The sequence below is a fragment of the endosymbiont of Lamellibrachia barhami genome (genome assembly GCF_011947365.2).
Classification (GTDB): domain Bacteria; phylum Pseudomonadota; class Gammaproteobacteria; order Chromatiales; family Chromatiaceae; genus QGON01.
In genome coordinates this window covers 1,679,777-1,691,890 of record NZ_JAAVSH020000001.1, presented here as the reverse complement: position 1 = coordinate 1,691,890, position 12,114 = coordinate 1,679,777, and the positions used below count along the sequence as shown (strand labels likewise).

The 12,114-nt window shown below is 54.7% G+C and carries 13 protein-coding genes; 7 read left to right on the top strand and 6 right to left on the bottom strand.

What is annotated here, in order from left to right; all coding sequences use genetic code 11:
* Positions 1–74 precede the first annotated feature (74 nt).
* Complete coding sequence (locus G9Q73_RS20410) at positions 75–350, top strand: GIY-YIG nuclease family protein (protein ID WP_177419243.1); 276 nt, start codon at positions 75–77, stop codon at positions 348–350.
* Here G9Q73_RS20410 and glcE read toward each other — a convergent pair.
* The 6 genes from glcE to G9Q73_RS07515 form a co-directional block, all read right to left on the bottom strand.
* Positions 322–1,383: a glycolate oxidase subunit GlcE gene (glcE, locus tag G9Q73_RS07540; RefSeq protein WP_369408857.1), complete on the bottom strand. Its 1,062-nt coding sequence runs from the start codon at positions 1,381–1,383 to the stop codon at positions 322–324. The genes G9Q73_RS20410 and glcE overlap by 29 nt on opposite strands.
* A complete protein-coding gene (locus tag G9Q73_RS07535; protein ID WP_177419242.1) occupies positions 1,384–2,877 on the bottom strand; it encodes an FAD-linked oxidase C-terminal domain-containing protein in 1,494 nt (497 codons plus the stop codon).
* 160 nt (positions 2,878–3,037) lie between these two features.
* Entirely contained in the window at positions 3,038–3,364 is a 327-nt protein-coding gene (locus G9Q73_RS07530) for a hypothetical protein (RefSeq protein ID WP_177419241.1), read from the bottom strand.
* Positions 3,365–3,482: 118 nt separating this feature from the next.
* Complete coding sequence (locus tag G9Q73_RS07525) at positions 3,483–4,886, bottom strand: hypothetical protein (RefSeq protein ID WP_177419240.1); 1,404 nt, start codon at positions 4,884–4,886, stop codon at positions 3,483–3,485.
* A gap of 31 nt (positions 4,887–4,917) precedes the next feature.
* Positions 4,918–5,733 carry a DUF547 domain-containing protein gene (locus tag G9Q73_RS07520; RefSeq protein WP_177419239.1) on the bottom strand — a complete coding sequence of 272 codons (816 nt, stop codon included), beginning with the start codon at positions 5,731–5,733 and terminating at the stop codon, positions 4,918–4,920.
* A 193-nt stretch (positions 5,734–5,926) separates the two neighbouring features.
* Positions 5,927–6,892, bottom strand: coding sequence for an HpcH/HpaI aldolase/citrate lyase family protein (locus tag G9Q73_RS07515; RefSeq protein WP_177419238.1), 966 nt, complete (start codon positions 6,890–6,892; stop codon positions 5,927–5,929).
* A 379-nt stretch (positions 6,893–7,271) separates the two neighbouring features.
* Between G9Q73_RS07515 and G9Q73_RS07510 the strand changes: the two genes are divergently transcribed.
* The 6 genes from G9Q73_RS07510 to G9Q73_RS07485 are packed head-to-tail and all read left to right on the top strand — an operon-like array spanning position 7,272 to position 12,044.
* Positions 7,272–8,027 (top strand): DUF3450 domain-containing protein, encoded by a 756-nt coding sequence (locus tag G9Q73_RS07510; RefSeq protein ID WP_218649935.1) that lies wholly within the window; start codon positions 7,272–7,274, stop codon positions 8,025–8,027.
* Positions 8,024–9,376, top strand: a complete 1,353-nt coding sequence (locus G9Q73_RS07505) for a MotA/TolQ/ExbB proton channel family protein (protein ID WP_177419236.1) — start codon at positions 8,024–8,026, stop codon at positions 9,374–9,376. Before G9Q73_RS07510 ends, G9Q73_RS07505 begins: the two co-directional genes overlap by 4 nt.
* Complete coding sequence (locus G9Q73_RS07500; RefSeq protein ID WP_369408856.1) at positions 9,360–9,788, top strand: MotA/TolQ/ExbB proton channel family protein; 429 nt, start codon at positions 9,360–9,362, stop codon at positions 9,786–9,788. The genes G9Q73_RS07505 and G9Q73_RS07500 overlap by 17 nt, the downstream gene beginning before the upstream one ends.
* The gene (locus tag G9Q73_RS07495; protein ID WP_304956573.1) at positions 9,767–10,201 is read left to right on the top strand and encodes an ExbD/TolR family protein; all 435 of its coding nucleotides are present in this window, start codon (positions 9,767–9,769) and stop codon (positions 10,199–10,201) included. The genes G9Q73_RS07500 and G9Q73_RS07495 overlap by 22 nt, the downstream gene beginning before the upstream one ends.
* On the top strand, positions 10,198–10,842 hold the full coding sequence (locus G9Q73_RS07490; protein WP_177419234.1) for an energy transducer TonB: 645 nt from the start codon (positions 10,198–10,200) through the stop codon (positions 10,840–10,842). Before G9Q73_RS07495 ends, G9Q73_RS07490 begins: the two co-directional genes overlap by 4 nt.
* Positions 10,839–12,044: a tetratricopeptide repeat protein gene (locus G9Q73_RS07485; protein WP_177419233.1), complete on the top strand. Its 1,206-nt coding sequence runs from the start codon at positions 10,839–10,841 to the stop codon at positions 12,042–12,044. The genes G9Q73_RS07490 and G9Q73_RS07485 overlap by 4 nt, the downstream gene beginning before the upstream one ends.
* Positions 12,045–12,114 lie beyond the last annotated feature (70 nt).

The following is a 12,114-nucleotide window of genomic DNA, read 5'->3' as shown; positions in this document are numbered from 1 at the left end:
TTGGGGGTTACGCATGTTCTTCGGCGGTGCGGCATTTGCTGAGGCTATTGCCTGGCTGAAAGCGTGATTCTCAGATGAATGAACCGGCCGATTTTTGGCACGTTTATATCCTGAAGTGCTGTGACGGCTCGCTCTATACCGGGATTGCCAAAGATGTGGCTGCACGGGTCAAGAAACATAATTCAGGGCAGGGTGCCAAGTACACTCGTAGCAGACTGCCGGTTGATTTACTCTACACACCTGGAATCTGTGCGTACATGGAGGCGCGAGGCGGGAGATGGAGATCAAACGTATGTCGGCAGCCAATAAAAACAAGCTGGTCTATTCAGGATAGAGCCGTCCCGGATTAAAGATGAATTTGGGGTCGAATACTGACTTCAGGCGTTGATGTAGCGATGCAATAGTGGGATTCAGGGGATGGAAGATATCGCCGCTGCGATCACCATTTCGAAACAGTGTGGCGTGACCACCGGTTGCGCTGACGGCGGAGCGGATGGCCTCCATCGAGTGATCTCCTTTGAACCATCTCAATGCACCACCCCATTCCATGAGCTGTTTCCCCGCTAGACTAAAGTCAGCTGCTGGTGGCAGTGACAGTCGCCAGAGCGGGGCGTCGGTCTGAAAAAAGGCAAACTGCTGATCCCGAAGTGCTCTCCAGAACATTTCAGCATCTTCAAACCGTTCACCGCCGAAGCGTTTTTGGAGCTGTGATATTCGGGTTTCATCACAATCAAACCGAATGTGCAGTTGTCCATCCATGTGACAACTGCCGGAGATGGGGGCGGCATCCAGACTTAAACGCTGCGTGATTGCATGAGCATTCTCTGTGTCGGCTTCGAATAAAAGGGTTGTCTCCTGCGGCGGCAGAGGCAGGACTTTTATCGACACCTCCAGCAGGATGCCCAAGGTGCCCAAGGCACCGGCCATGAGCCGGGAGAGGTCATATCCAGCCACGTTTTTCATCACCTGGCCGCCGAAGTTCAGAATCTGTCCCCGTCCATCCAGCAGTGTGATCCCCAACAGCAGATCTCGGGAAGCACCAAACCAGGGACGGCGGGGGCCACTGAGACCACTCGCAATGGCGCCGCCGATTGTCGCTGCCTCTGTGAAATGCGGTGGCTCGAAGGGGAGCATCTGATTCTGTGCAGCCAGAACTGCCTCGATCTCGGAGAGCAGCGTGCCGCCACGGGCAGTGACGACCAGTTCAGTGGGTTCATAATTGACAATGCCCTGGTGTTTGCTCAGGTCGAAAATTCCCCCTGTCGTTTCGCGGCCGTAGAAACCTTTGCTGTTGCCTCCTCGCAGGCAGAGTTGTTGTCCGCTCTCCACCGCCTGAACCACTTCGGCTTGCAGTACTTCACTGATGTCTTGGTTGCTGTCCACTTAGAACCGCTCCAGTTCAGGAAAACGCAGCTGTCCGGCATGCACATGCATGGCACCGAATTCGGCGCAGCGGGCGAGGGTGGGGATCGCCTTACCGGGATTGAGCAGGTTATCAGGGTCGAAGGCTGCCTTTACTGCATGGAAGATCTCAAGTTCCGCATCGGGGAACTGCGCGCACATCTGGTTGATTTTCTCTAAACCCACACCGTGTTCACCGGTGATGGTGCCACCTACTGCCACGCAGAGTTCCAATATCTCGCCGCCGAATCTCTCGGCTTTTTCCAGTTCACCAGGGATATTGGCATCGTAGAGAATCAGAGGATGCAGATTGCCGTCCCCGGCATGAAAGACGTTGGCGCAGCGGAGATCATAGCGTTCAGACATCCCGGCGATTTTTTTCAGTACCATCGCCAGTTGCTTGCGGGGGATAGTGCCGTCCATACAGTAGTAGTCCGGTGAGAGTCGACCCACCGCCGGGAATGCAGCCTTGCGTCCGGCCCAGAAACGCAGCCGCTCGGCCTCATCCCTGGAGATGCGCACTTCGCTGGCTCCGGATTGCTTCAGGATAGAACAGACAGATGCCACCGAAACCGTAACCTCATCCTCACTACCATCCAGTTCACAGAGCAGAATGGCAGCGGCCTCCACCGGGTAACCCGCATGGATGAACGCTTCTGCAGCGCGCAGGGAGAGGTTGTCCATCAATTCCAGCCCGGCAGGAATGATGCCGTTGGCGATGATAACGGCAACCGCATTGCCTGCGGCCTCTACCTCGTCAAATGCCGCCAGGATGACCTGAGCCTTGGCGGGTATCGGCAGCAGCTTGACCAGAACCTCCACAATCACCCCCAACATGCCTTCAGAACCGGTCATTAGCGCCAGCAGATCGAACCCCGGACTGTCGAGACCGCCACCTCCCAGAGTGATTTGCTCTCCTTCAATGGTGATCAGAGTGACTTCCAGCAGGTTGTTCACGGTCAGACCATATTTCAGGCAATGTACCCCTCCTGCGTTTTCCGCTACGTTGCCGCCGATGGAGCAGGCGATTTGGGAGGAGGGGTCGGGTGCATAGTAGAGTCCATGAGCCCGGGCGGCATCGCTGATCGCCAGATTGCGCACACCCGGCTGCACCCTGGCGCGCATATTGGGTTGGTCGACTTCCAGGATCTTATTCAGACGCGCCAGACTGAGCAGTACGCCATCTTCATGGGGCAGTGCACCGCCAGAGAGTCCGGTTCCGGCGCCGCGCGCCACCACGGGTATTTTGTTGGTGTGGCAGTAGCGAAGGATGGCCTGAACCTGGCCTGTATCGTAGGGCAATAGCACGATCAGGGGCACCTGCCGGTAAGCAGAGAGTCCATCGCACTCATAGGGGACCAACTCCTCTTCCCGATAGATGACAGCCTCTGCGGGCAGCATCTTTTGAAAGGCGTTGGCCAAAGTTCGGCGTTGTCGCTGCCGGCGAAGTGAATTGTTGTCGGATTGACCCTGCATAGGGCCATTCTTGCAAAAAAAGTGGTTGGGGTTAACCTGTTTTTCTACTGGAAATAGTGGGCCCCTCATGAGGGGGCGGCGTCAAATCAGGCTGGCATACTGTAAAAGTATACATACACCATCCAGCTGATTTGACGCCGCCCCGGCACGCCGAAAGGCGTTATCTCCAGGTTCTGCCATTCCCGGCTGCCCGGCCTCTGCCATAGGCTTTACCCGTGCCTGCAAAAGCACCCTTACCAATGGCTATGCCCCGGCCGGAGACGGTGCCTGAACCCTTTTTGTACTGGATGTTACCGTTACCGTCGCGGTAGACAACAACACCTTTCCCGCTGGCGGTGCCTGAACCCCTGACGATGCCGGTGCCTTGGACGACGCCAGAACCCTGAGCCCAGCCTTTGCCCTTGACATGACCCTGTCCGGCACTTGCGCTGAAGGCAACAGTGGTGAGAAGACCCAGAATGGTGAGTTTTGCGAGCAGTGATTTCATTGTTATTACCTCTAGTGGTAAGCGTTGTTTGAATGATTTGACGACAGCTTTTTGGTCGTCTCACTGTGCAAAACGCACCAGTATGGGAATGGTTGACAAGGAATATTATTGAATCTGATCAGTCTGCTTCTGTAGGAAAGAACAGTTGCTCCATCAGATCCGGGTCGTCGAAATGGCGGCGACCCACAAAGGCTGTGGCATGACGGCCACGCTGACGCATTGCGCCAGGCGAAGTTATACCCATCGGCCAGAGCAGCCAGCGTTCCCCTCTCTCCGTCCCTTGTACGATCCCGTCCTCAGAGAAGAGCGAACGATTGCCGGAGGTGTGCGGGAGGGTTGTCAGTTGTTGGTAATCGATCAGTTCGTAACGCTTGCCAGAATCCAGGATCGAGTTAGCGAACTTGCGGATGTGATGTGCGCCTGCGGTGAGTCTTATCTCCTTGCGTTGAGAAGATTCAGGAACCGTGTCGGCCAGGAGAGGTGGTTCAGCACCTGAGGGTGGCTGGAAAGTCAGGGACGGTGTGGGAAAAAGCGTGTGATAGCAGCCGCAGTTGTGGATGGTGTCATAGAGCAGCGGTTGGCCGGAGGGAGAGAGGGTAACCCGAAAGTTCAAACCGTCCAGATGGCCTCCAAGAATATCAAAACGGCTCTCCAGTGGGCGGGCGGGAAACCAGATGACATAGTTTAACTGCAGCAGGTTATTGTCCTGCCAGTGGGTGAAGCTTTTGTACGTATAGACTACCGGCCTGCTGGTATCGATATAGGGTGGATTGCCGTTGGAATCAAATCTGGGTGTGCCGATGCGGTCATTATCATCTTCTGTCTCAACGACCCAAATTGGTGCGAAGTTCAGCAGCAGTTGTTGCAGCTCTATTCCATCCACGTCGGGAAGTTTGAGGGGGTTGGCGGTGGCTTTTGAGAGGATATTTGCCACTCTGTCACTGCTTATCGTTTTCCCGCTAGGGGGAATATAACGTACAGACACCGCATCAGATTGTCTGCCCGATGTCCCACTCAAACGCAACCTTGATTTATCCCGCCAGTTGCTGGCGACGATATCAACAAAGATGGCTGTGATGGGGTAGAGGCCAATTGCTCTTTGTAGGGATGAGTAGTTGTCGTTTACCTTTATTATGCGCTGCAGTTGTGACCGTTTCTCTCTCTCCCCAAGTAGTTCTGTGCTGAGTATTGTGCGGCAAAGGTGCAATTGTTGTTCCAGCGAAGGATCGGTGTCGGCATTGCTTAATTCTATGTGCCGGGCTTCACGGTCCATCTGCTCCAGTTGGCTGAGCCACTGCGCATAACTGTCTGTAGATAGGGTTTCATTGGAGAGGAAAGCAAAGAAACGATTGGTACGCAACCAGGGAAAATCGGGGATACGTGCAAATCCACCATCAACTGTACCGGCTTGCAAAACCAGCGCGTCCGCCTGTTGAAACAGTGCCAGGCATTCGGCCGTTGCATTGCCGACCGCTGCCGGCTCGGTTTGCAGTGTGCTGCACCCTGTGATTTGAAATAGCACACCCAGGACGCAGAGGCATGTGCGCCACCCTCTATTTGGCGCTGTTGAGCTGCCAGTTGTAATGATGGTCTTCAATCTCATCGATCTTAGATAGCCATGTGAGAAGCGCCGGTTCCGCGTAATGCCGGAAATGTGCCAACAATTGCTGATCACTGCCGCCAAAATCATCTTTAAACCAATGATAGATGCTGGAGACGATCAACTCTCCATCTTCGATGTTTACCCCTCTGGGATGATTGATGTACTCACGCGAACTCTGTTCCAGGAGACTCTCAGTGTTTAATACCGTGAATGTGCTTTGCTGCAGATTGGGACAGCCGATAGACGCGCAGTTCAAGGCATAGTGGAGTCGAGGGTCACGCCAGATGGGACGGAGAATACGGTGTTCGATGTCATCGAGCGCGACTTTGTGGCCATCGATGGTAAAGAGCTTCTTGCCCCAAGGGCCATTGCTGAAGATACCCGGAGAGATATCGATGTCGAGGATGGAGTCCACCGGATAGTGATTGAGTATGACCATCACGGTGCCGGCATTGTAGAGATTGATCCAGAAAGCGCGCTGCTGATCTCTGTTGAGGCGGGATACAGGGGTCTGTTGCAGCTGATTCAGGTAGGCCTGTAACGCTGCCTTCGCTGCACTGTTGACCCCAGCGTAGTCGACACGGGTGATGCCATCGCCACCCTGAGACAGATAACTATCGAGAAAGTCTTGCCAGGGGGCGTGGTCGACCAAAAGTGATGAGGTTTCATCATGGGTTTGCCAACGCGGCCAAAGCTCGGCTTTGGGGGCGGCGTATATCCCGGTGATGAATCCCAGGAGGGTGAGAAAAAGTGTGATTCGAATCATGGTCTTCAATCTTGTAATTTCAGCAACCTGCGTGAGAACCAACAACTCACCCCGGGTTAGGCCTGATCAAGCGCAGCAGATCAGGCCAATGATCTTAAAAGATACGCTGCGGGTGCGATGTTGGATGCATTGGCGAAGAAGCGGTCGAAGAGTTCATTGGCTTGATACTCATGAATATCCACGCCTGTCCCCTTCAGACCGCTTGTTTGCTGATCTGTTTTACCTTTTCAAGCACAACCTGAGCTTGCTTGATAGAAGCGGCGTCGATCATCTTTCCCTCCAGGCTGACCGCGCCCTTGCCTTCAGTTTCGGCCTCTTCCATCGCCAGGATGATGCGCTGGGCGCGATTCACCTCGGCCTTTCCGGGAGAGAAGACCTCATTGGCCAGGGCAATCTGTGAGGGGTGAATCGCCCATTTTCCTTCACCGCCCAGTGCCGCAAAGGCTCTGGCCACAGCCAGGTAGCCCTCCGGGTCGCTGAAATCGCCAAAGGGTCCATCGATGGGACGCAGGCCATAGGCGCGGCAGGCAACGATTATCCGTGACATGGCGAAGTGCCACTGATTGCCCAGACAGGTCTGCCGGTTACCATTTTCATCCGGCGTGTCGAGCATCAAGTAGTCTGGGTTGGGTCCCCCCATGCTGACGGTTCGGGCTTGGGTGGAAGCGGCGTAGTCGGCAACGCCGAAGACCAGTGCTTCCAGCCTGTCGGGACAGGCTTGGGCGATGGCCTCCACGTTGGCCATGCCCATGGCGGTTTCGATCAGGGCATGCAGATTGATCGGTTTCAGCCCTTTGGCTGCCTCGATCTGTTTCAGCAGCAGGGCGACAAACTGCAGGTCGGAGGGTTGACCGACCTTGGGTACCAGTAAAGTATCCAGTTTGTCACCCGCCTGTTCCGCAACATCGATGATGTCGCGATAGCAAAAGTGGGTGTCCAGCCCGTTGATGCGCACCGAGACGGAACAGCCTGACCAGTCGAAATTGTTCAGCGCATGGATGACATTTTTCCTGGCCTGCTCCTTGTCGGGGACGGCGACGGAGTCCTCCAGATCAAGAAACACGAGATCGGCGCCCGCCTTGGGGGCTTTCTCCAGCATTCGCTCGTTACTGCCGGGCACGGCCAGTTCACTTCGATGCAGACGGTGTTTATAGGCCATCCTCTTTCTCCCTCTTTGATTTTGCTTCGATTGAGTGTGTGATTCAGTTCATACCCCAAGTATCCCCCTATTTAACATAGGCATTACCGGCTTAACAGAGAATTATTGCGCTATTGCATTGTGTAAATCACGGCTTGGTTGGACTGAGATCCGGGGAGGATGGATGTAAGTCAATTCAGAATATTTTACGATATGTTCAACTGCCGCCTATTTGTTGTCTTTACCCTTTTTAAGGTATAAACCTCGGGTATCATGTGGATGGCCAAGCTTGAACGGTGGTCGTGTCATGAAAGGTTTCCAATCTATATATAATTTGGCTGTTTTTCGTTGACTCTGATTTTTGGGTAATGTTTCGATTATGCGATTTTTGGTCTTTTTGATGAGACTTTTCCGGCTTGTCGTACTCCTTGTGTTTCTACCGTTTCCGGTTATGGCTGACAGCTTCAGTGCAGCACTTTCTGAGCAGCAGAGGGCGGTCAGTGAGGCTATCGATTCGCAGAAGCGGGTCGAGCAACTCGACGACGAGTCCCGCAATCTGTTGGAAAGCTATCGTCAGGTCTCTGCAGAACTGGAAAGACTGGAACAGTACAATGAGCATCGTCAGCGTTTCGTAGCCTCGCAGGACGAAGAGCTTCATCGTCTTGCCGAGCAACTTCTCTCCATCGATAACACCCGTCGCGAAATTGAACCGCTTATGGAACGGATGCTGGACGTGTTGGATCGTTTTGTCGAACTGGATACACCTTTTCTACCGGATGAGCGTGCCAAACGTATTGCACAGTTGCAGGATCTTGAGGGACAGAGCAATGCCACTCTTCCCGAGCGTTATCGTCGTTTGCTGGAGGCCTACCAGGTGGAGACCGAGTACGGGCGAACCATCGAATCCTACCGCGGAAAACTGGAACTCGATGGTGAACCGCGTTTGGTGACCTTTCTGCGCTTGGGACGGGTTGCGCTCTACTACCTGACGCTGGATGGCAAGGCCGCGGGTATTTGGAATAGAGCGGTTTCCCGTTGGGAACCGCTGGCGCAGGAACACAACCGCAAGATCGACAGGGCGCTACAGATTGCCGAAAAACGGCTTCCCCCCGATCTGATGCCACTCCCTCTGATCGTGCCGGAGCGGATGCCATGAAGCAATTATTCTTTCTGCTGTTTATGCTGATGCTATCCCAAAGCAGTCTGCTTTTTGCTGCCAAGGCTGATTCTCTAGAGAGTCTGTTGCAGCAGGTGCGTGAATCCAGGCAACTGCAGCAGAAGCGGGATAGATCGAGAGAGCAGCGGTTTCTCGAACAACGGGATCAGCGCGAGCGCCTGCTCGATGAGGCCAAACAGGCGCTTGCCATTGCCAAACAGCGCAAGCTGGAGTTGGATCAGCGCTACACTGAAAATCAGGGGCGTCTGATCGAGCAACGGGCTCAACTGAAAGAGAAGAGCGGCACCTTGGGCGAACTATTCGGCAGTGTGCGCCAGGTGGCATCCGAGAGTCGGAATATTTTTGGCGCTTCGTTGATCAGTGTGGAACGACCACAGGATCTGCTGTTGTTGGATGAATTGGCGGGCAGTCAGAAGCTTCCCTCTATTGAAAAACTGGAGGCACTCTGGCAACTGTTTCTCGAACGTCTGGTGGAAGCGGGTAAAATCAAACGTTTTGAAACCCCCGTGATTACCAGCGATGGGGTCGAGCAGAATGAGATGGTTACCCGGATTGGTCCCTTCAACGCCATATCCAACGGACGTTATCTACGCTATCTGCCGGAGAGCGGTCGTCTGATGGCGTTGGGCCGGCAGCCCACTCCGCGTTTTCAGTTGATGGCGAAAAAATTTGAGGCCGCCGAAGAGACAATTGAAACCATGGCGGTCGATCCCTCCCGCGGCGCAATTCTGTCGCTGTTGGTACAGTCACCCACTCTGCTGGAGCGCATTCGGCAGGGTGGGGTTATCGGTTACATCATCATCGGCTTGGGCGCGGTGGGTATTTTGCTGACCCTCGAACGACTGATTTTACTCTTCGTTACCGGACGCCGGGTTAAAAAGCAGATTGGTAATCGTTCGGCATCCGGGAAGAATCCCTTGGGACGCCTGATGCTGGCGATGAATACGCAGGCCGATAGCGATGCCGAAGCGCTACAATTGCGTTCTGACGAGGCCATCCTGAAAGAGTTGCCTGCACTGAGGCGGGGATTGCCGATGTTGGGTATCCTGGCAGCTGTTGCCCCCCTGCTGGGGTTGTTGGGTACAGTTACGGGCATGATCGAGACATTTCAGTCGATCACCCTGTTTGGAACCGGCGATCCAAAACTGATGTCCGGCGGCATTTCCCAGGCGTTGGTGACTACTGAGCTGGGACTGGCGGTAGCGATACCTCTGGTGCTGCTGCACAGTTATCTCTCCGGCCGCAGCAACCGGCTGATCCAGATCCTTGATGAACAGAGTGCTGCAATGGTGGCGCATAGGGCGGAATCCGGTGGAACGGCTGATTGAGTGGCTGCCAACCGATAGTCTGCGCTTCCTGGAGCAGGGCGGACCTGTGCTCTGGCTGATCCTGCTGCTGTCGCTGTTGATGTGGAGCATGATCACGCTCTGTTACAGCCGTATCTGGTTTGCCGGAATCGGGGCTGCCAGGATCGCGGGACAGAGTCGTTTGCCCCTCATCACTGCCTTGGCTCAGATCCTGCCGATGCTTGGTCTGCTTGGGACTGTGGAGGGCATGATCGATGTTTTCTATGTCATTGCAAGTCACGGTACCGGCAACATTCGTGGCATGGCGGGGGGGATCTCCAGTGCTCTGATCACCACAATGGCGGGGCTGGTCACTTCACTCTCCGGCTTCTACTTCGTCAGTGATCTGCGTCACCGCCTGCAGGATGCAACATGTTGCGGGGAGATTACCTGATGCGCCACCGGCATACTGAATCTGAAAGTGGCGGCGTTACCATCAACCTGACGCCGTTGATCGACATGGTCTTCATTCTGCTGATCTTTTTCATGGTGACCTCCTCCTTTGTGAAAGAGACCGGAGTTGATATTGACCGGCCCAGTGCGGCTACAGCAGTTCGTAAGGAGCGTGCCAGCATCCTCATAGCCGTTACCCGTAAAGGGGAGGTCTGGATCGATAAACGCCGCATTGATCTACGGGCAGTGCGCGCCAATGTTGAACGTCTGCATGCGGAGAATCCGGAAGGGGCGGTGGTGATCCTGGCTGATGAACAGGCGCCTACCGGCACTGTGGTGCGGGTATTGGATCAGGCGCGTCTGGCAGGGGTGGAGAGTGTTTCAATTGCCGCTTCACAGGATGCCGGGGGATGAGCCGTTCGGCCTATCTTCCTGCAATCCTGTTTGCCCTGTTGGTGAATGTAGCCCTCTTCTGGGTCATGCAGCGCATGGTGATCGGGGAGAGTACAACGCTCGACCGATCAGTGGCCGAACCCTTGGTGGTGGATTTCATACGCCTGAATGCGGAGCCGGAACCTCCGCCACCAGAGCTGTCGGATGAACCGGATCAACCGCCACCAACAGCCTCGCCCAGCGCACCGCAACCTCAACGGCTCTCTTTCAAGCAGCCAGGAAACAAACTGCCGAACTGGGATACGCCGAAGATCGATATTCCTCTGAACATTGGCTCGGGTCCCTATCTTGGCGCTTTTCGTCCGCCTGCGATGCCGCTTATCCCTTCCTCTGATCCTATACCGCTGCTGCGTTTTGCGCCACGTTACCCTCAACGGGCGTTGCTGCGTCATGTGGAGGGCAGCGTTACCTTGAACTTTACTATCACAGCCGATGGCTCAGTGAGTGATCCAGAGGTGTTGAAGGCGGAACCTGTGGGCTATTTCGAGCAGGCGGCACTACGGGCGATTCGGCGCTGGAAGTTTCAACCTAAAGTTGAGGATGGGATTGCCGTTTCCCGATCTGCAAGTCAGACCATCCACTTTACGATGAAGAAAAAATGAAGTGGTTGGGTCTGCCCATTTTGTTGCTCCTGCTGGTGGGGTTTGGCACTCAGGCAGAAGAAGACGGTGGAGATGAGTACATCGCCACTCAGCTCACATACGACTATCTGTTTCTAGTCGAGGCGCTGATCCGTCACGAACGATATACAGAGGCTGCCGAAGAGCTGGATGGATTATTGGCTCGTGTGGCAGACAATCGCTACGAAACAGCCCTGGTTCATCAGACCTATGGCTATGTTGCTATCGGCCTGAATGATTATCCCGCTGCCATCACCCATTTCATGGGGGCGATCAACTCATCAGCCCTGCCAGATCAGGTTACCCATAGCCTGCGCTACACCACGGCTCAGTTACAGTTGCAGGAAGATAATGCCAAAGCGGCGCTGCAACTGTTGCAGTTATGGTTTGAGTTGGAACAGCAGCCACCTCCCCGTGCGTACGTGCTACTGGCGCAGGTCTATCGTTCGCTGGCACGGTGGAAACCGGCAATCAAGGCACTGAAACTCGCGATCAAACAGTCGGACGAAGTTGAAGAGTCCTGGTATCAGCTGCTCGTTGGACTCTATCTGGAAACTGAGCAGTTGCAGCCGGCTGCTGAACTGCTGCAAAAGATGGTAGGAATGTTTCCCGACAATGCAGATTATTGGCGTCAACTGGCCGGTGTATTGATGCAGCAGCAGCGGGAAAAGGCGGCCACAGCGGTGATGGCGCTGGCGGCCGAGAAGGGATTGTTGAAAGCGGGGGAGCTTCGTCGTCTTGCCAACCTCTATCTGCACCAGAATATGCCGCTGGATGCAGCTGAGCTGGTGGAAATCCATATAATGTCGGGACTGCTCAAGGCCAATGTCCGAAATCTGAGTCTGCTGGCCGATGCGTGGGTGCTGGCCCGCGAGCCTGAGAAAGCGTTGCCGATTTTTTCACGCCTGTCTAATATCGATCTTAGTGGCAGATCGGACCTGAAGTGGGGATCATTATTGATTGAGCTGGAGCTTTGGGAAACCGCTGCAACCCGACTGCAGCGGGGTATCGAAAGAAAGAAAAAACCTTCTGCTCGTGACTGGTTGTTATTGGGTACGTCATATGCCCGATCGGAACGTCGTCAGCAGGCTATCGACGCTTTCACCAAGGCACGGGACGCTTCGGTAAAAAAACAGGAGCGCCATCAGGCCGAACAGTGGCTTGAGTATCTGGCTGCAGAATAGCTCCCATCTCGATCTTGCCGTTGCAAGAAATGTAGGTTGGGTTAGAAGCGCGACACAGCCACGCTTTCTG

Coding starts and splice junctions, on each gene's coding strand:
- G9Q73_RS07530 (WP_177419241.1), bottom strand. CDS start 3,364: ATGAAATCACTGCTCGCAAAACTCACCATTCTGGGTCTTCTCACCACT.
- G9Q73_RS07515 (WP_177419238.1), bottom strand. CDS start 6,892: ATGGCCTATAAACACCGTCTGCATCGAAGTGAACTGGCCGTGCCCGGC.
- G9Q73_RS07520 (WP_177419239.1), bottom strand. CDS start 5,733: ATGATTCGAATCACACTTTTTCTCACCCTCCTGGGATTCATCACCGGG.
- G9Q73_RS07495 (WP_304956573.1), top strand. CDS start 9,767: ATGTTGCGGGGAGATTACCTGATGCGCCACCGGCATACTGAATCTGAA.
- G9Q73_RS07535 (WP_177419242.1), bottom strand. CDS start 2,877: ATGCAGGGTCAATCCGACAACAATTCACTTCGCCGGCAGCGACAACGC.
- G9Q73_RS20410 (WP_177419243.1), top strand. CDS start 75: ATGAATGAACCGGCCGATTTTTGGCACGTTTATATCCTGAAGTGCTGT.
- G9Q73_RS07510 (WP_218649935.1), top strand. CDS start 7,272: ATGAGACTTTTCCGGCTTGTCGTACTCCTTGTGTTTCTACCGTTTCCG.
- G9Q73_RS07505 (WP_177419236.1), top strand. CDS start 8,024: ATGAAGCAATTATTCTTTCTGCTGTTTATGCTGATGCTATCCCAAAGC.
- G9Q73_RS07490 (WP_177419234.1), top strand. CDS start 10,198: ATGAGCCGTTCGGCCTATCTTCCTGCAATCCTGTTTGCCCTGTTGGTG.
- G9Q73_RS07485 (WP_177419233.1), top strand. CDS start 10,839: ATGAAGTGGTTGGGTCTGCCCATTTTGTTGCTCCTGCTGGTGGGGTTT.